The sequence below is a fragment of the Pseudoalteromonas simplex genome, assembly GCF_015278155.1.
In the GTDB taxonomy this organism is placed as follows: Bacteria; Pseudomonadota; Gammaproteobacteria; order Enterobacterales; family Alteromonadaceae; genus Pseudoalteromonas; species Pseudoalteromonas simplex.
Window position 1 is genome coordinate 101,607 of sequence record NZ_JADILN010000002.1, and the last position, 18,573, is coordinate 120,179.

The window sequence follows — 18,573 nt, forward strand, 5'->3', positions numbered from 1 at the left end:
ATATTTCATAATATTAGCTAAATCTTAAAAATGGTATGCCTTATGCTTTTAATTGGTATGAACTAATTAGGGTGAATCAAATGAAAATTGTATGTATTGGTGGTGGCCACGGCTTATCTCATATGCTTAGTGCAATTAGACCACATTGCGCAGAACTCACTGCAATTGTCGCAACAACTGATAATGGTGGTAGTACAGGAAAACTAAGAAATAGTCAGGGGGGCGTTGCTTTAGGTGATATAAGACGTTGTTGCCTACAACTTGCCGATGATGACTCATTAGTACATAAAGTATTTCACCATCGCTTTGAAGGCGGTGAGTTAGATGGTCATAGTTTAGGTAATTTAACACTGCTAGGGTTATCACAACAAACTAACTCTGCGACTCAGGCAATTGCTTGGTTCAATGCGATGTTGGGCAATTCTGAAACCATTTTGCCAATGTCTGATGAGCCAACCGATTTATTAGCTGTTTTACCAAACGGTGAAAAAATTATTGGTGAATGCCAGATAGACTCGCTAACTCAGTTACCTGAATATGTCACTCTATCTCAAAATGTAAATGCGGCTCCAGGTGCTGTTGAAGCAATACATAATGCTGACTTAATTTTAATTGGTCCTGGTAGCCTGATAACCAGTGTTATGCCAGCTATGCTTGTAGAAGATATCGCTCAAGCAATTAACATGACTTCAGCGTGTCGAGTGTTTATAGAAAATATTGCAAAAGAAACAAGTGTAATTAAATCATTAGATTTAAAACCCGTTGATTGGCTTGAAAGTATGCTGGGATATTCATTTTGTGATTTAAGTATTTCACACGACGCACTTAGCGAAATTGTTTCACATTTTGATGATGTGATTAAAACACCAAATCAGCAACATGATATTGAACAACTTAGTACAGTTTTTGGTGAGATACTTAAAATGCCATTAATTTTGGAGGCTGATAAATCAAGCCGAACTGATCAAGCTATTTCCATGCTTTAGTGTTAGTGAAAATTGATCTTGCAGTGTCTCGATTAAATCATGCAATTCATGATCGAATTGTTCAGCTTTGGCTTTGTGCTCAATTTGTTCAGCAATAGAACCTACAGAAAGCGCGCCATAGCTTCGGCTACTGCTTTTCAGACTATGAGCATTTAAAGAAATAGTTGCTTGTTTTGTTGTATCAGCAATATCGTTAACAATTTGTGTGGATTCAGTGAGGTACACTTGTAGTAGCTGTTTTGCTAGGTCTTCACCAACATCCTGTTGCAATTGTGCAAATGTAGCAGTATCTATCATGTTTTTTCCTTGGAGTAGATATGAAGTACAGTGTTATTTTATTTGTAGATTCAAGCATCATTGGCGGCATCGAAAGCCATATCATCGCCCTATGCAATTTGCTTGAACAATATAATATTAAAAGCTCAGTTTTGTTTTATCAAGATCATAATAACATCGCATTTTACAATCGTTTAGATAATGCAAATATTGACTACCAATTTGCGGGCGGAAGTTTTTTTGATTTTTACAAAATTATCAAAGGGTTACCATCTAGTTCGTTACTTCATACTCATGGTTATAAAGCAAGTATATTAGGCAAGCTCGCTTGCTTAATGCAAAATCGCCGTTGTATATCTACTTACCATGCCGGTGAGCAAGGTCAGGGGCTCGTTTATTTATATAACAGGCTTGATAAGCTTTTAAGCTACTTTTCATTTAATTTTGCCGTTTCAGATATTCTTTCAAAACAGATTTACAAAGCAGAACTACTGGAAAACTTTATCAGTTTGAATAATAAATCTAAGCACTCATTAAACATTGAGAGAGAGCCAATTAACGTTGGCTTTGTTGGCCGCTTATCTTACGAGAAAGCCCCTGATATATTTATTGAAACAGCTAAACAGTTTTCATCTGAATATCTTAATTTTCATATGTTTGGTGATGGACCAATGGCAAGTGAATTAGATTTAACAGCAATAACTTATCATGGACAATGTGAGCCAGAACAAATATGGCCACATTTAGATGTATTGGTTGTTTGTTCAAGGGCCGAAGGTTTACCTATGGTTGTCCTTGAAGCAATGTCTAATGGTGTACTAGTGATTTCTGCACCTGTTGGCCAACTTGTTAAAATCATTGAACATTTAAAAAATGGCTTACTAATGACTGATTCAAGCACTGATGCATTAGTAAACCAATTAAATTACTTACGATCACTCAGTGCTGAACAAAAGCGCAACATGCTCAAAAATGCTAAGCAATTAGTTGAGCAACGTTTTTCAGGTAAACAGCAATTTGAACAATTAAATAAGGTTTATACCGCTAGCTTACCTGCATTTCCTCCCAACTCTTGATTTTTCTGTAAAGTGTTGAAGGACTCACATCTAACAATGCCGCTGCTTTTGGAATATTGTTATCACAAGCATCGATAGACTGTTCTATATAGCGTTTTTCAACTAACCAAAGGGGTTCTATATCTGACTGAGAAAACTCTGCTGGTTTTTCATCAATTGAAATTATTTCTGAAGATATAGGTGTACTATCCTCAAATTGTGTTTTAACCATATGACTTGGTTCAGAAGCTGCCGTATCGACTGACTGGTTTTGGCTATGAGGTAAAGCAGGGATCATATTTGTTTCTATATAATCCTCATTGTGAAGTACGAGAATATTTCTAATTGTATTTTCTAGCTGTCGAACATTACCCGGCCAACTGTATTTTAAAAACATGTTTTTAACAGCATCAGACATGCCCCTGTAACTACGCCCTTCCTCTTTACTAATTTTTTTGAATAAGGCATCTGCTATCTCAATAACGTCTCTGCCACGTTGATTAAGAGGTGGTAAAGTGACAGGAATAACATGTAAACGATAATATAGATCCTCGCGGAAACGCCCTTCTTTAACCTCAAGCAAAGGATCACGATTTGTTGCACAAACAAAACGTACATCAACTTTAACCTCTTTTTCACTCCCTACTTGCTGATAACAACCAGTTTGAATAAAGCGCAAGAGTTTACTCTGAAGATTAATATCCATTTCGCAGAGCTCATCTAGAAATAAAGTTCCTCCATCAGCTTGGCCGGCAGCCCCTTCACGGTTTGCAATGGCCCCTGTAAATGCGCCTTTTAAATGTCCAAAAATCTCACTTTCAATTAAATCTTTAGGAATTGCGGCACAATTCAAAGCAACAAAGGGTTTATTTGCACGCGGAGATGCCAAGTGCACTGCACGGGCACATAATTCTTTTCCTGTACCACTTTCACCAGTAATAAAAACGGTTGCTTTGCTTGCTGAGGCAGATTTAATAATTTGGTAAACAGATTGCATTTCAGCAGAGCTGCCAATCAAATCAAAGTACTGTCCATTCTCATAGGTACTTTTGTATGTTTTTACGGTTTGCTTTAAGTCTTTTAGTTTTAATCCGTTATTTACAGTGATCCGAAAACGATCCGCTTCAATGGGTTTTTCTAAAAAGTCACTTGCACCTAATTTAATTGCTTTAATGGCCATTTCTTTTGTTGCATGGCCTGTTAAGACAATTACCTGCGGAGAGTTATCACCATTTAATGATGATAAAATATCAAGGCCATTCATATCCGGCAGCATGACATCTAATATGATCAGGTCTGGTTGAAATTCTTCTAAAGCAGCTATCGCCTGCTCGCCGGTGTAAGCGATGCGCGTATTTACACCCGTGGGTATTAAGTATGACTGGTACATTAAAGCCAGTGACTCAGTATCTTCAACAATGAGAATTTTAGGTGGCATTGGTATGTCCTTATTTTAATAGCTGTTGAGATAAAGTGATTATGATACAAAACCTTACTAATAGCTTAGTGTGAAATCGCTCAGTTTGTAAACTCAAACTTTAGTGTTTGTTGATCACAATGAGTGATGCATCATCAACTTCTTCAGATAACTTCACTTGACTGGCTTGCCATAAACCATATGCAAAATCTTCATTGTAGAGTTTGTTTGCGTTTAATTTCGATACTATTTGATCCACTTCATCTAAGTGCTGGTTATCTAACCAACCATCTGTAAAGATTAATATGTGCTCAACCTCAGCTAGTTCATATTGGTAATGCTTAAATTGATGTTGATCATTAAGGCCAAGCAAAGGATCTGTGCCAACTAGCTGCTCTAAACGGCCTTGTTTATTAATAACACAAGGCGCAGGATGACCCGCATTGAACCAATGTAAACGGTTATCTTCGATATAAATTATCAACAAGGTTACTAAGCTTGATTTACATAAGCGCTGCTCAGAAAGGGCTCTATTCAACATAGGTAGTACGGTCTCTAAAGGGATCTCTGTTGCTAAACAACCACTTAAAAAACCTTTAATAGCAAAGCTCTCTTTTAAAGCGACTAGACCATGTCCCATCATATCGCCAATTACCACGGCGTTGCTATGCTGGTGGGGATACAAACAAAAATCTCCCCCCATTTGGCTTATAATTGAGCCAAAATTATAAGCGTTATACGTTTCTAGCTCACGTTTGGTTGGCGCTCTGTCCTCATTAACAAAGTACTTTAAAGCAGAGAACCGATGAACAATTCTTTCAATACTTTGCAGTAATCTAGTCTTGGTAACGGGTTTAACTAGATAATCATCAACGCCGAGCATATTAATTCTTTTGATCAACTCTTCACTGTCATCCCCCGTGAGCATAACAACTGATAAATTAATTTTTAGATTTGACTGGTTTAGTCGTTTTAATAGCGGCTCACTAGTACCATTTTTAAGCTTGTGGTCTAACAGTAAAATCGTCGCACCTGAGGTCAGGATCTCTTGCCAACCTGATTCAATGTCTTCGCAACAAATTACTTGAAAATGTTCGGATAAATAGGCTTTAAGCAGAGCCAATTGTGACTTATCATCATCAATGTATATCAATGTTGGCCGCTTATCGATATTGTTTAAACAGAAAGAAAATGTATTAAATTGATGATGAGTATTATAGCTAGCATTAGGAAAATAATGCTTGATAAGCGCAACCCCCATCCCCCCTTCAACAAGCTCACCGCTGTCTATTTCCCAATTTGATGAGTGATTATTAAAAATATCATAACTTTTAAATGAATCTTTAAATTCAATTCGTAACTGCTGGTTTGATACTTTAAATATACTAAATAACAAAGGCTTATCATTTTTCTTTGTGTGGCGTAGTAAATTAGTTAAATACTCGGTTGCGACAAGGCCTGCAGCATCAATGTCTTGGTGCTTGACACTAATTGCAGTAAGGATATGTTTTAAAACATGCCGTATCTCACTCACTATCGGCCAATCTAGCGTATAACTCTTTTGATAAAGGCAGTCCATTTGTCTCTCAATATGCAGTAAACAACCAACGTTGTTTAATTATTTTATTTATTAGGTAATTAGAAAGTTTAGGCCATTTATGTTGGCGCGTTTTAAGTGACTCAATCAAACGTGTACCCAGTGGAGCAAAGTTATGCTGTGCGACTACAATTTTAATCTCAGTCAATCCTGCTTGCTCTAGATTTGTAATGCCATGGCACAGTGCTTCTTCATCATTTAAACCTAATGAAACAGTCAAAAATGTCATGTCAGTACATAAGCTTAGCGCATGTAATGGTACATTACCTCGATTACACTTAAGTGCTGGGCTCATATCAATAAACACATAGTCATATTCTTGTTTTATTCGTTCAATTGCATCGTTTAGGATTGATTTGTTTTTAACTGATTCCAGCTCATTTAGATGCTGCATAGTTAAAATATCAACGTGATCTGTGCTAATAATATTCAATTGACAACTTATATCACTAAAGCACCATGGCCCAACGTCAGTACTTTGGTTCTGATCAAGTTTAAAAGGCGAAATTGGGTTCAAATCAATGATCAAAACTTTTTTTGATTGATTGCATAGTCTTGTTGCAACGCTAGTACATAAGGAAGTTGACCCCTCACTTCCTGTTAAAGATATAAAACAAATACAGCGAGCTTTAAGGTTATCAATTTCATTACAAACTGCTTCAAGCTCTTGGTATTGAGAAGGTATCATTTTCATAGGCCCACCACTAAAGCGATTACTGTTATGAAGTCGAGAAAGTTAGATTTAAATTGGCTAATTAAATCCTGACCTTTATCTGGCACATAAAGCGTATCGCCGGCACGTAACACAGGGATATACGCTGAATTCGGATTCTTAACAAACTCTTCTAAATCAAATACACGAGACTGCTCTTTACAACATGAATGATTAACTACCACAATTTTGTCTATGAGTGCAGAGCTTGATGGACCGCCTGCTTCTGCTAGTACGTCAAGTACCGTCATAGTGTCATCGAAGCTGTAACGACCAGGCTTTTCAACAGCCCCCATAATACGCACTACTTGCTCTTTAGGGGTACGTAACCAATCTTTATCTTTTTCAGGAATGTAAATGGTATCGCCTGGTAAAACGTGTGGAAAGAGTGTTTCATCGCCTGTTTCAAAATAAAGTGCGAGGTTTAACTTACTAACCTTTGCAGTGTTTCCATTACGATGGGTAATACGAATATTACGTAAATCTGCATTATCTGTAGGACCATCAGCCGCGGCTAAAATATCAATAAAATGCATATTAGTATTAAATGCATAGCGGCCTGGAGAACCAACTTGCCCCATTATATAAATAGATTTACTTGATTCTTGGCGGATCCATTGCGATTTATTATCAGCAGGATCAACTGGCAGTTCCTCAACAATTATAGTATCGCCAGCAATCAAGTTGGGTAATTCATAGTTTCCTGCATCATTAATTGTATACTGCTCTAAATCGAAACGTTTTGTGACTTCACCGTTACGAACGATCTTTATATCATTGATATTTGCGCCTTTAGTTGGCCCGCCTGCATGCGCAAGTAAATCTGTGAAATCCATTTCGGGACTCCATTCATAACGGCCCGGTGATTGGATTGCGCCGATAATTTTAATTGCGCGTTTTGGTGGCACTTTCAACCAACTTTTTTCATTTTGGTCAGTCTTTTCTGGAACAAAAATCACATCTCCTGGGTTTAAGTTAGGCACTTTTACAGTCACAATTCCTTCACTGTAGCCTTGCAGATCGAATAAAATACTTTCGCCCGATGGCGTTAAAATCTTAATCTGGCGAGTTTCTGCAAAGCGAGTCGGCCCGCCGGCATTCGCAAGAATATCTAAAAAGCTGGTACTATCACCGGCCTCATAAGCGCCCGGCTTTTGTACTTCACCCATGATGTAGACGGTACGTGATGTAGTGTTTACATCATCAACCATGATAGGCACGTAAATCGTAGAACCAGCTTTTAGTGCAGGCATTGTATCGTTGTTAGGTTTATCCAAATACGCTTTTAGGTCAAAAACAACAGGTGTTTTGTCTACGATAACGCGAATTTTGGTTACATCTGCGTAGCGAGTTACGCCTTCAGCTCGCATCAATGCATCTAATACACTCATATTTTCTTTGAATGAAAAACTACCTGGATTGTGGACTTCACCAAGTAAGGTGATTGCACTGTTATCGCTGGCATCACCGGATGCACTTAATGTTTGAGCATCAAAATCGATTTGTACATTGCCTAATAGTGGTGATACAGGTACGAATACTGTGTCGGCACTTTGTAATTGGGGTAATAAGTCAATGTTGCCTGAATCTAAATAGGCTTTGTAATTGAATTCTATTACATCGTTACCGCGACGAATTTGTAGTCTGTCTAGCTGTGCCCCTGGTTTCAAGCCACCTGCACGTGCAATGACCATTTGGATATTACCATCACGGGGAATACTGACTTGAGATGGGTCGTTCACATAACCCATAACATTAATAAAAATATCTCTAGAACGAATTTCGACATAAAAATCGTCCATCGCAACATAGACTTCGCTTAATGCAGCACGTAGTTGCTGTTCAATTTCAGCAAGTTCAGCGCCAGTTACTTTAAACTTGCCAAGCTCAGGTAAAGTGATGGTGCCATCTTTGGCAACTTCAAATGGTTCATCGAACTCTACTTCACCCGGTAAGTATAAATATATTTTGTTTCCGACTTGAACTTGCTCTGCAATAGCGAGTGTTGAGAACATAAGTAAGCATATTAAAATTAATTGTTTCATATTATTGCCCCTTAGGACCATTTAAAACTTTGGTCCAACTGGATAATGCATGTACTTTTTTGTTCGTATCTTTGTCAGTAATATCAATAACTATCGCTTCTACACGTCTATCTGAGTGGCGTTTAGCATTTGAGTCGGGCTCATTGCTATAAGGTGATAAACTACCTTGTGTGAGCGTTGTAATCGTAGCTGGATTAACCCCGTAAATTCCTAACCAATGTTTAACCGTCTCTGCACGTTTCAATGCTAATTCATAGTTATTGGTTTGTTGCCCGCTAATATCTGTATGCCCTACTAGTAATAGATTGATTTTATCTACTTGTTTTATTAAGTCAGCCGCCTGTGATAAGCGAGAGATGTATTTAGGTGTTACTTGAAAGTCATTAAAAGAGAATTGATTGTCACTATTTAGCAGCTCAGTGATCTGCTCTTTCAATGATGCAGTCATCACCTGCTCATTTTCCGTTGGGCCAGCACATTGCGTCATCGCATTAACTGTTTCAAAGTGTTTTGATAACTGGTTTAGGCCGTGGTAATGGATCAAAAGATCATGCTCTGCGTCTTCCCACATTTGGGCTGCGATTAAACGACGTATACGATTTTCATAAATTTGAGCTTTAAGCAATTGAGCGGGCATACATTGTTTGATGCCTTGAGCTTTCAACAAATCTAATTTCAAAACGTGATGTTCAAACTCACTCAAAACCACTGTTTCTTGTGTATCGTAAATAAGCTCATTTTGTTCATCGGTTAATGGGTAATTTTGGTATTTTTCGGCCCAGCCTCCTTGTCCTTCATCAGGCCAAGAAGCACATCCGCCAATTATAATCAGTAAAACTGTTATTAGTATGTGCTTCATAACTCACCTCACGCGATGTCAGCTTGCTCAATGAATGGGATGGTTTTATCTACTCTTAGTAAACTCATTAATTTATGTGGTTGACCTGAAACGTTCAGTAAAGAAAGCTTTTGGCCTTTTTTCTCAATTCGTTTATATAAAAATACCATGGCACCAATACCTGAGGAGTCGATGAAGGTGGTGTCACTAAAATCAAGAACCACATTAGATTGTTCACTCGTGGCTACCGTTTCGAACTGATCTTTGAAGCTATCGACTGCTAAGCCAGAGAAATCATTTGGTAAAGTGATGAATGTGGTATTTGCATCAGATTTAGTTGTATTAGTCATGATTTTCTACCTTTAAGATGGTTTGGTTAATCTTACTGTTACAACTTAAATGCCAGAATATAAGATATTGATAATTTTAAGTTTTTATTTGCTTTGTGCATAATGCAATTAATTTATAGGAATTAATTTGCATTATGCAACTGATTTTGACCATAAAACTATTGGCCTTTTCCTGTAAAAACAACCATTAGCGTTTTGACAATTATTGAGCATTCTAATTTTAGCCATGCTAATGGCGTAGACATACTAAGTGAATAAGCATAATCCCAACCAATTTTACTGCGAGCATCTTCTATTGATTCGTCGTAGCCATTCATTACTTGGGCAAGACCCGAAATACCAGGTTTTACGCCATAAGTTCGTTGACAAAAATAAGGGATATTTTTTTCTAACTTTGCATAGAAAACTGGACGCTCTGGTCTTGGACCAATTAATGACATATCCCCTTTAAGAACGTTTATTAATTGCGGTAACTCATCAATACGCGTTTTTCTCATAAATCTGCCAATAGGAGTAATTCGTGGATCATCCTTACTCGCCCATACGGCACCTGATTTTAATTCAGCATCAACAACCATAGAGCGAAACTTATATACATTAAATAATTTGACAAAGTCATCTGAGCTTTCACCGACACGAAGTTGGCTAAAAATAATCGGGCCTTTAGAAGTTAATTTAATTGCGATAGCGGCAAATAAACAAATGGGCCAAACGAGAGCGATTGCAACTAACGCACCGATAACATCACAGCCACGCTTTATAACCTTCACAACCGACTTACCAGATATCTCATAAGAAGAACGATTCACATTGTTATCCCTCACACGTCGCCAAGGAGCATTAAAGTACCCTAGCTCGTAGCGTATAATTCCATATAAAGACAGAAAATAACTGTTTAAAATATAGTTTATTTTATCCAAAATGGGTACGCGTATTTTAATATTAAAAACACTCTTTAACAGCTCAACACCGTGTAAGCTTAAAATGCCTATGGCTAAAAACACTGCCCATGTGGTTTTCATGAATGCAGCTTCGAATAAAATACACAAGTAGATACACGCTAAGATAATCGGCATCACGCCGCGCAGTACTTTATGCGAAAAAAAGTTTAAACTCGTCCAACCAAGTTGAGGCTTTAGAAGCTGTTTTAGGGACTTAATTTGTTGCCAATTCCCTGCTCCAAGGCGGATACGACGTTTGTAGTCTTCTTGTTGTAAATCGCATTCACGCTCATAAATAACAACGTCTTCATCTAATACTGCCTTACCGCCTTGTGCAAGCGCATTCATAGATAAAATAAAGTCATCATTAATAGTGTTATCATCAAGCTCTATTGCCGATGTTGAACGCATCGCAAACATGGCACCAGGCACACCAATTACTGCACCTAGCTCGGACTCAGATAGTTTTACTTGATTTTGATACTTCCAATATGCTTTTTGTGCATCTGGAGCCCTATCATCAAGTGTGTACACTCCCGTAGAAATTGCAACTTTTGGATTACTAAATTTATCGGCGACCTTATTTAAAGCATCAATGCTCAATAGCGCACTCACGTCAGTGAACAATAAAATATCATTTTGAAATTTTGCTAACCCCATTAATGTATTTAATCCATGCACTTTACCTTTGTTCTCTTCCCTGACATGGAAAAAACATTGCACACCATGGCTCAATAAAACACGTTGAGCCTCATAAGCTCTGTTTACCGTCGCATCTGTGCAACCATCAAAATAGACATGTATGCTGTAATGATCATTGTCATATAACAATGAGGCTAAGTTATGTAACTTTTCTGCTATGTGGTCTTGTTCGTTATACGCGCACATTAAAATACCAATATTTGGCTGATAGGTTTTAGGGTCAGCCTTGCTATTTTTGTGTTTAGATTTGTGACTTTTTGCAGCCCAATTAACCATGATTGGATATCCAACATGGTGGTAAATTGCAACGAATACTAATACTAAAAATACGATACTGAAAATTGTCATCATAGCCTCCCATCACGCTAACGCTGTGTATAAATTGTCATATTGACTGCTCATGGTCCGTGCATCAGCAACAGCAATAGCATGATGACGAATAGGATTTCCGTTTGGTAATTGCAAAGTACGTAATATTGCAGGGGCAATTAGCTTGTAGTTATTTGCTGCAATCAACTCCCCCTCTTTATCAGTTACAACTTCGTGAATACCACCTACATCAGATGCGACAATAGGTACCCCACATGCCATCGCTTCAATGATAGACAGGGGCAGACCTTCTCGTTTCGAATATAGACACATAACATCGATGCTAGAGTAAAAAACTCTCATGTCGTGTATATTTCCTAAGAAATGTACTCGCGATTTTAAATCATAGCTTTCAACAGCTTTGTGGAGTAAATCTCTCTGGTCACCATCGCCTGCAAATACAAGGTGATAATTCTCAGGCAAATAAATGAGAGCATGTATTAAGTCTTTATGCCCTTTACCTTCAATTAGTCGGGCTGCACACCCGATCAACTGAACATTTTCTGGTAAGTTTAATTGCTGGCGTGCACATGATTTATCTATTGCTTTAAATTGCTCGCAATCAATACCATTTAAAATTGTCTGTTGAGGTATGATTGACGTTTTTGATTGAAACTCATTGGCTACGATGTTTGCATCTGCTACCCAATGAATATGTGTTAATAAGTTAAGAGCTCTGGTGAAGAAACGTTGCTTAATATTGTTTAAATACCAAGCATCATGAATAGTCGAAACATGGCGAATACGCTTAGTTGTTAATGAACACACAATACCAGCGTACAGTAATGGACCTATATGATGACTATGAATAATATCTATTTGCTGCTCTTTTATAAGCGCCTTTAATTTTTTTATAACCGAACCTTTAAAGCCAGGTGCTTTATTTAAACAAAAAACACTGCTTTTATAATTGCTAAGTTCCGGCCATTGTTTGATTGCTGACTCCTTATCACCTTCTAACGAGACGATGATGGTTGTTTGGCTATATTGACTATTCTTTAATAGCGTAATTGCCATTTTTTCTAGGCCGCCAACTTCTAAATGCTGTACTAAGTGCATTACCTTCATAAAGGTTCTCCTTCAATATGCTTGTTAGATGCACTGCTGTTTATAATTGGCAGGACAGTTACTACGTGTGCATTACTAAGCTTTTCAATAGTTTGAATATCTTTTAGATGGCTGTCGCAAAGTGAAGCAACAAATACACTTGCTCCACCTGTAAACATTCCAAGCACAACTCCAATCACGATTGTCATGACTAAAGAGGTATTGATTGGTTGCGTTGGGCTATAGGCGCGTTCAATTGTTTTTACTTTGTCTGGGCCTTCATATTTAACAAGTTTTCCTGTTACTTTTGCCATTTCGTATCGGCTTAACATATCTTTGTACAACGATTGTTTAACTTCGTAATCTCGTTCTAATTTTCTTAGCTGTTTTTCTACATCGCTGGTAATTAATAATCTCTCGCTTACCTCTTTTACCTGTTCTTCTAGCATTGCAAATTCTTGTTCCTGTTGAAGCAGGTTATTTTTAGCCTCTTCTAAGGCAAGCAGCTGAGAAACCAATACACTGGATTCTTTATTTTCACCCGAAGGCAAGGTATTAACCATTTGCCAAAGTTGATCTAAATTCGAGGTATCTAAGTCTTCGCTTGATTCAAGTAATGACTGCTGACGCGCTTTTAAGTTTTTTAAAGTACGTGTTTTTTCAATAACTTTACTGTGCTTATCTGTATAACGAGTGCGCAGTAGACTTAATTCAGATTCTGTACGAATAATTTTTTCTTCTAACTTCCCTAGGATTGGATTAGCTTGCCCTACTTTATTTTTTAGTGCATTGAGCTTTGCTTTAGCACCAGAAAGAGCAATTAATTTCTGCTGTTTTTCCGATAATAATTTATCGAATGTTTCGCGGTTGCTATGTAAAACCGTTGGTAATGTATTGCTATTTTGGCTTTTAAATTTAGCAAGAGATTCTTCAGATACTTCTAACTCTTGGCGTAACCCTTCAAGTTGTTGAAAGAAAAATTGTTCTGACGTATCTAAAGAGGCTTTAGTTGGCGCAAGTAAGCGTTCAATAAATTTCTCTACCACTTTTTCAAGTACAGGTTTCATTTGACTTTGGTCGTGCCATATAAAGTTTATACGCACTAATTCATCGCCGATTAATGACAAAGAGAGAGCTTTAGAGAGCTTTTGATGAATTTCTTCAACTTGTTTTGGCGTTGCATCTTCTGCGATTAAATTAGTTTCCTTTGCGACAGCAATAAGTACTTTTCTGCTTATAACTAAAGTTCTAAGTGCTGCCATACGATCTGATAACTGAAATGAAAAAGACAGATCATCTAAGTACGGATTTAAAAGTGCAGATTCTTCAATCAAAATGGTTGCGTGGTTGGTATATTGTTTTTGAGCAGTCAGCCCCATGAAAATAACAACAAGAGGCACAATGCAAAACGGAATAATAAAAAGCTTAATACGCGTGTAAAGCGCATAAAGCCCTAAATATATTAATCGTTTGATCTGCTCTTTAACTAACATGGAGTTACCTATTGCTTTGCAATTTGCAAAAAAATGCAGTTATATTTGCATTTTGAAAAAAATAAATTGCGATAATTTCAATTAGTTATTCTGTTGCAGATCTTGTTCCAAAAATAAAAAAAGCTGCGTTAATGCAGCTTTTAATAGATGAAGTTAACCAAGCCCTAGCTCATCACTTATTTGTAGCGCCTTAACTTGCCAACTGTGATTTTTTGCGTATTCAGCTTGAGTTTGTCGCCAATTAAGCTTTTGCTCATCGCTTATGCTAATGGCATAGTCCACACGCTCAATGAAGGCATTCATAGAGTCTGCGATCAGCACAGCCTCTTGATAGGGTCTCACTGCAGCAAAATTAGTTGAAACAATGGGGGTTCCTGTCGCTAGATACTCCTTAAGTTTAAGCGGATCGCATGCTCTAATTTGCGCATTATCAACAAATGGGAGAATCGAGACATGCCAATGTTGAGAAAAAGTAGCAAGTTTATGGTGCTCTACTGCGGGTACATGGGACACATTGTTAAGGGATAATAATGAATCAAAGTCTTCAATAATGTTACCAATTAACATTATTTGGTATTGAGGCCGTTCAAGTGCCAGTTTTTGCAAAAGTTCTTTGTCGAGCCACGCATTTAAAGAACCATAAAAGCCAATAACCGGTTTATTTATATTACTAAGTTCAACTGCCTTCTGCTTTTTATTATTAAATAAATCAAAGTCAACACCATGAGATAACAGCTTAACTTTATGCTTTGGCATTTTGCTAGAAAGAAATTCACTTACTACATAAATGAGGTCGGCTTTAAGAATAAGCTCTCTCTCTAGTGGAGCAACCATTAAATGATCAACACCCGCTAAGGCCGAAAAGTCATCGCCACAATAATAAACGATCTTGTCTATGGGACGTAAATTAATAAGGTATATGGCAGTAGGTACACTAACCCAATAGATGATAGGTTCATTATCAACAAAAGACTTTTTATTAAAAATCCATTTATTAAAAGCTTTTACAAGCTTATTGTCATGCCAAGGTAAAATCGGCAAAGTATGATCTTTAAGCTTACTGTGCTTGTCTGCAGATTCTTCAGTATGCCTCTTTTTCAACACTAAGGATTTTAGTTTGTAAAAAACTCTCTTTACATCAAGCAACTTTATTGTTGGCTTTCGCATACCGATTGAATTTATCCATACAATATCATGGCTTTTCGCTAATTCTTTAAAGATATGTTGAGTACTGCTTGGATGGCTTTGCCAATCTTCACCAAAAACGATAAATTTCATGACTCTGACTCCAGCTTCTTAACAACTTTCGCAGGGTTTCCTGCCACAATCGTATTTGCAGGTACATCTTTTGTAACAACACTACTTGCTGCAACTATTGCGCCCTTTCCTACTGTTACGCCAGCAAGGATTGTCGCCCCCGTTCCAACCCAAGCCCCTTGCTCTATAATGATGTCTCCGACTTGCGAATCATCATCAGGCTCACCTAAAGCGCGCCTTTGCGAGTTTAAAGGGTGGCCTGGAAAACCAGCTAAAAAAACCCGTCCAGCAAGCCTAACATCATCTTGCAGAACAATTTTACCAGCCACAGAGAATGAGTTTTGCCAACCAATATCGACATTATTACCAATGATAAGTTGCGATTTGTTTAACCCATGACTACGACCACAAAAAGTGCTAATACCACTAATACGAGAATTATCTTGGCACGTTATATCTAGCTGCCCTAAAATTTGTGGCATACCAGAATAAAGATATAAATTGCGTTTTGAACCTTTAATTTGGCTTTTAAAAATTGGCGTAAAATAGAAGATACGTAATAGTTCACTGAAAATTGTTTTAACAAGTAAATGCAGTTTGTATAGGCATGCATGGAAACCTGGTATTACAAACATTTGCGGATTGCGAATGAGTTTTGCAATTTGAAAAAGTGACTTTGCAAAAGGACTGTCACTTGATTTTAACCACTGTTTTAAATTCTCAGTCATAATGCCTTTCCTTTTGTTTATCTATAACAAGCTTTTCAAGAGCAATAGTTAACGCCAAGATGATGTATATAGGCCAAGTAAAAGCTTGAGTTAAAAAGGTTCCTGACACCATAAAGCCTATCAGCCCGCCTTTAAGTGCTTTCGCATTCACTGCTATTTTTTCATCGTTAAGCTGTTTATTTATCAAGAAAACACGGTTTAAACTTCGGTAAATACATGTGATCAGGGCAATGAATATGAACATCCCAACAATGCCTGTTTCGCCAAGTACTTGAAACCATGTACTGTGTACTGCATGATTCTTGCCATCCCAATGTGGACTATAGAAAAAATAATTCGCGACAAAATTATTTACACCTACCCCAGTCAATGGATTAGACAGCGCCATGTTAATTGCCGCATGCCAAGCATAGATACGGCCCATTGCAGACTCATCGACACCATCTTCATGAGCACCACCACTTTGTCTATCTGATATCCCTGCAAAAACAATCATCGCGAGCATTCCGACAGCACCTATACAACCAACAATGATTGGATTTTTAATTTTTTGATAGATAAAAAAGCTTAATACTGCTGCAATCCCCAGTAATCCCCCACGACTTTGAGTAGCAATAACGCCACTAATCGCAACTATTAGACAGATGAGTGCTATAAAACGTCTTATTTTATGGGCGCTACTATCAAAAACTTCAGCTGCAAGAAAAGACACTGGGAACATCATGACAAGTGATAAATCATTCGGGTCACCGAGTTGTGAGCGAAGTTCTCGCGAAATAGTCACACGAGTTCCTTCAACAAGACCGATCCCATTCATTTTATTACTTAAGGCTACAAGCGCGATGGCTGAGCCTGAAATCATAATACCAATGCGGATAACATTAAAATGTTGTAGAGAAGTCATCCACCATGAAATTGCAAACACCATTATGAGCACTTTAATCAACACACCTGACCAATACTCAAGCGCTAAACCACGGTTAGCCGCACTGAATACGCAAATAGTTAACCAAATAAACCAAGCAAAAAATATAAGGTGATTTGTATGCCAATGAGGCTTTAATTTCTGCGAAATAAATAGATGCCATGCAATCCCTAAAAGAGATGCTAATGCCAAGAGCTTAGGAATTTTTAATGGCATCAAAACAGGAAATGCTTCGTGTAGCCTAAAATAACTAAAAAGAATAAATAAGATAATAAATGCAACACTGACTTTCACTGCTGTAAACGCTGCAAAAGGAAGTAGTAATAAAGCAAAAACGGCGATAGGACCTAGTAGCGAGTAAGTCGAAATAACCAGTACGGTGACAACAATACCATTTATTACAAGTTGATTTTGCTTATAGTAATTGAGCATATTTACGCTCCTCTACCGTTTTTTTGATAACTCGTAAAATGATGCTCTTGTACTGATTAATAAATACAAAAATGTACGTTAACAGGACACCTAATTGTAGAATTAAATTGCCAGGCATAAACGAAATACCCGCTATGATCAATAAAGCAAGCCAACTAGGAGCAAGTGAAGATAGTTTAAAAGTTAGCGGAACAAATTTTTGGCTAGTTAAGTAAAAACATAACAGTTTAAAGCTCTGCATAATAATTAAAGATAAAATCGCTCCTTCTACAGCAAACATTGGCACCAGAAGATATAAAAGGCTCAGACCGACTAATGCAGTTAAAAGATTAATAATGGGTACCGAGATCCCATTCTTATGCGTATAACAACCAATATTCAAAATATCGCTATGGTGCCTAATAGCAACCACAACAATTAACAATACTAACCAGTGCTCGTTGCCGTGGTAATTATCAGGTAACACTAAATTTAAAGTGATTGGAGCAAGAACAGACATCACTACGCAAAGCGCTAAACCAACATTCAAACAGAGAATGGCTTTACTTTCGTATTCAGATTTATTGTTTTTAACTAGGCTAAAACGTTTAGCAAACCACCAAAGGCGTATAGGCTCAAACGTAAACGAAGTTAATACTGCAAACTGCGCCGCCACGTAGTAATTCGCTAACAATGTCTCATCAAAGTTTGCAACTATAAACCAATTTTCAGCGCCGTTTCCGGCATAAATAAATAAACTAGAGATAACAATAGAAATGATAAAAACAGTCTGTTTCCCTTGTATTCGCCAAGAAAACTCTGAATAACTTACATTAATAACCTTTAAAATATCAAAATAGCTAATACATACAATAAGTAAACTACTCACTACGCCCGACACCATAACTCCAGTGATACTGAAACCTAAAAATAGTAAGGTAATCGTTAATGTTGTTTGGACTAAAGCATGAGAAATGCATAAATAACAATATGTTCTCGCATTATTAGTCAAGCGGTAATAAATGTACGGAATACCAATTAGCGCCGATAGTACAAGGTTAACAATTAATAGCCTTAAATCTAGAGGATCAACTTTGGCCGGTAACTGATGTGCTATTTGCTCAGAAAAAATCAAAGAACAACCTGCAAAGAGTAAACTAAATATAAAGGTTGTTATTACCGCGTCACGAAACAGAGCAAGTTTTTCAGTATGAGTATTGTACTGTTGTTTAAGTAAAAGCTCTGGTAAGCCTATTGATAAAATAAGCGAACACAGCGCAGAAACAGTTACTAGAAAATTTAACTGACCAAACTCTACTTGACTTAGGAATCGTGTGCTAATTGGTAGCAATAAAAAGCCTAGTCCTTTTACTGATAATACTGCGACGGCAAAATAACCTATTTGTTTTAGATTACTCATAACT

Annotated in this window: 16 protein-coding genes; 2 read left to right on the forward strand and 14 right to left on the reverse strand. The window is 37.3% G+C overall.

What is annotated here, in order from left to right; translation table 11 throughout:
* Positions 1–80: 80 nt before the first annotated feature.
* Positions 81–986, forward strand: a complete 906-nt coding sequence (locus tag IRQ78_RS04385; protein ID WP_138602262.1) for a gluconeogenesis factor YvcK family protein — start codon at positions 81–83, stop codon at positions 984–986.
* Here IRQ78_RS04385 and IRQ78_RS04390 read toward each other — a convergent pair.
* Positions 951–1,283, reverse strand: coding sequence for an Hpt domain-containing protein (locus IRQ78_RS04390; protein WP_054553841.1), 333 nt, complete (start codon positions 1,281–1,283; stop codon positions 951–953). The two genes, IRQ78_RS04385 and IRQ78_RS04390, sit on opposite strands and share 36 nt — an antisense overlap.
* 20 nt (positions 1,284–1,303) lie before the next feature.
* Between IRQ78_RS04390 and IRQ78_RS04395 the strand changes: the two genes are divergently transcribed.
* Entirely contained in the window at positions 1,304–2,338 is a 1,035-nt protein-coding gene (locus IRQ78_RS04395) for a glycosyltransferase family 4 protein (protein WP_194441467.1), read from the forward strand.
* On the opposite strand, the gene IRQ78_RS04400 is transcribed toward IRQ78_RS04395, so the two are convergent.
* The 13 genes from IRQ78_RS04400 to IRQ78_RS04460 form a co-directional block, all read right to left on the reverse strand.
* Entirely contained in the window at positions 2,307–3,755 is a 1,449-nt protein-coding gene (locus IRQ78_RS04400) for a sigma-54-dependent transcriptional regulator (RefSeq protein WP_194441468.1), read from the reverse strand. The genes IRQ78_RS04395 and IRQ78_RS04400 overlap by 32 nt on opposite strands.
* 100 nt (positions 3,756–3,855) lie before the next feature.
* Positions 3,856–5,313 (reverse strand): SpoIIE family protein phosphatase, encoded by a 1,458-nt coding sequence (locus tag IRQ78_RS04405; RefSeq protein ID WP_054553838.1) that lies wholly within the window; start codon positions 5,311–5,313, stop codon positions 3,856–3,858.
* A 7-nt stretch (positions 5,314–5,320) separates the two neighbouring features.
* On the reverse strand, positions 5,321–6,025 hold the full coding sequence (locus IRQ78_RS04410; RefSeq protein WP_054553837.1) for an AAA family ATPase: 705 nt from the start codon (positions 6,023–6,025) through the stop codon (positions 5,321–5,323).
* Positions 6,022–8,088: an SLBB domain-containing protein gene (locus IRQ78_RS04415; RefSeq protein ID WP_194441469.1), complete on the reverse strand. Its 2,067-nt coding sequence runs from the start codon at positions 8,086–8,088 to the stop codon at positions 6,022–6,024. Before IRQ78_RS04415 ends, IRQ78_RS04410 begins: the two co-directional genes overlap by 4 nt.
* Position 8,089: 1 nt before the next feature.
* Complete coding sequence (locus IRQ78_RS04420) at positions 8,090–8,947, reverse strand: OmpA family protein (protein ID WP_138602250.1); 858 nt, start codon at positions 8,945–8,947, stop codon at positions 8,090–8,092.
* 8 nt (positions 8,948–8,955) lie between these two features.
* The gene (locus IRQ78_RS04425; RefSeq protein ID WP_138602248.1) at positions 8,956–9,276 is read right to left on the reverse strand and encodes an STAS domain-containing protein; all 321 of its coding nucleotides are present in this window, start codon (positions 9,274–9,276) and stop codon (positions 8,956–8,958) included.
* Positions 9,277–9,434: 158 nt separating this feature from the next.
* Entirely contained in the window at positions 9,435–11,270 is a 1,836-nt protein-coding gene (locus tag IRQ78_RS04430; protein WP_323741529.1) for a sugar transferase, read from the reverse strand.
* A gap of 9 nt (positions 11,271–11,279) precedes the next feature.
* Positions 11,280–12,356, reverse strand: coding sequence for a glycosyltransferase (locus IRQ78_RS04435; protein WP_138602246.1), 1,077 nt, complete (start codon positions 12,354–12,356; stop codon positions 11,280–11,282).
* Positions 12,353–13,828, reverse strand: coding sequence for a GumC family protein (locus IRQ78_RS04440; RefSeq protein WP_054553831.1), 1,476 nt, complete (start codon positions 13,826–13,828; stop codon positions 12,353–12,355). Before IRQ78_RS04440 ends, IRQ78_RS04435 begins: the two co-directional genes overlap by 4 nt.
* A 153-nt stretch (positions 13,829–13,981) precedes the next feature.
* The gene (locus tag IRQ78_RS04445; protein ID WP_194441470.1) at positions 13,982–15,106 is read right to left on the reverse strand and encodes a glycosyltransferase family protein; all 1,125 of its coding nucleotides are present in this window, start codon (positions 15,104–15,106) and stop codon (positions 13,982–13,984) included.
* Positions 15,103–15,813, reverse strand: coding sequence for an acyltransferase (locus IRQ78_RS04450; RefSeq protein WP_138602242.1), 711 nt, complete (start codon positions 15,811–15,813; stop codon positions 15,103–15,105). Before IRQ78_RS04450 ends, IRQ78_RS04445 begins: the two co-directional genes overlap by 4 nt.
* A complete protein-coding gene (locus IRQ78_RS04455; RefSeq protein WP_054553828.1) occupies positions 15,806–17,170 on the reverse strand; it encodes an O-antigen ligase family protein in 1,365 nt (454 codons plus the stop codon). The genes IRQ78_RS04450 and IRQ78_RS04455 overlap by 8 nt, the downstream gene beginning before the upstream one ends.
* Entirely contained in the window at positions 17,154–18,569 is a 1,416-nt protein-coding gene (locus tag IRQ78_RS04460; RefSeq protein WP_166340147.1) for a lipopolysaccharide biosynthesis protein, read from the reverse strand. The genes IRQ78_RS04455 and IRQ78_RS04460 overlap by 17 nt, the downstream gene beginning before the upstream one ends.
* Positions 18,570–18,573 lie beyond the last annotated feature (4 nt).

Bases quoted from the DNA above. Each gene is read 5' to 3' on its own strand.
- IRQ78_RS04420 (WP_138602250.1), bottom strand. From the start codon at position 8,947: ATGAAGCACATACTAATAACAGTTTTACTGATTATAATTGGCGGATGT.
- IRQ78_RS04425 (WP_138602248.1), bottom strand. From the start codon at position 9,276: ATGACTAATACAACTAAATCTGATGCAAATACCACATTCATCACTTTA.
- IRQ78_RS04405 (WP_054553838.1), bottom strand. From the start codon at position 5,313: ATGGACTGCCTTTATCAAAAGAGTTATACGCTAGATTGGCCGATAGTG.
- IRQ78_RS04460 (WP_166340147.1), bottom strand. From the start codon at position 18,569: ATGAGTAATCTAAAACAAATAGGTTATTTTGCCGTCGCAGTATTATCA.
- IRQ78_RS04435 (WP_138602246.1), bottom strand. From the start codon at position 12,356: ATGAAGGTAATGCACTTAGTACAGCATTTAGAAGTTGGCGGCCTAGAA.
- IRQ78_RS04445 (WP_194441470.1), bottom strand. From the start codon at position 15,106: ATGAAATTTATCGTTTTTGGTGAAGATTGGCAAAGCCATCCAAGCAGT.
- IRQ78_RS04395 (WP_194441467.1), top strand. From the start codon at position 1,304: ATGAAGTACAGTGTTATTTTATTTGTAGATTCAAGCATCATTGGCGGC.
- IRQ78_RS04390 (WP_054553841.1), bottom strand. From the start codon at position 1,283: ATGATAGATACTGCTACATTTGCACAATTGCAACAGGATGTTGGTGAA.
- IRQ78_RS04385 (WP_138602262.1), top strand. From the start codon at position 81: ATGAAAATTGTATGTATTGGTGGTGGCCACGGCTTATCTCATATGCTT.
- IRQ78_RS04430 (WP_323741529.1), bottom strand. From the start codon at position 11,270: ATGATGACAATTTTCAGTATCGTATTTTTAGTATTAGTATTCGTTGCA.
- IRQ78_RS04410 (WP_054553837.1), bottom strand. From the start codon at position 6,025: ATGAAAATGATACCTTCTCAATACCAAGAGCTTGAAGCAGTTTGTAAT.
- IRQ78_RS04455 (WP_054553828.1), bottom strand. From the start codon at position 17,170: ATGCTCAATTACTATAAGCAAAATCAACTTGTAATAAATGGTATTGTT.
- IRQ78_RS04400 (WP_194441468.1), bottom strand. From the start codon at position 3,755: ATGCCACCTAAAATTCTCATTGTTGAAGATACTGAGTCACTGGCTTTA.
- IRQ78_RS04440 (WP_054553831.1), bottom strand. From the start codon at position 13,828: ATGTTAGTTAAAGAGCAGATCAAACGATTAATATATTTAGGGCTTTAT.
- IRQ78_RS04450 (WP_138602242.1), bottom strand. From the start codon at position 15,813: ATGACTGAGAATTTAAAACAGTGGTTAAAATCAAGTGACAGTCCTTTT.
- IRQ78_RS04415 (WP_194441469.1), bottom strand. From the start codon at position 8,088: ATGAAACAATTAATTTTAATATGCTTACTTATGTTCTCAACACTCGCT.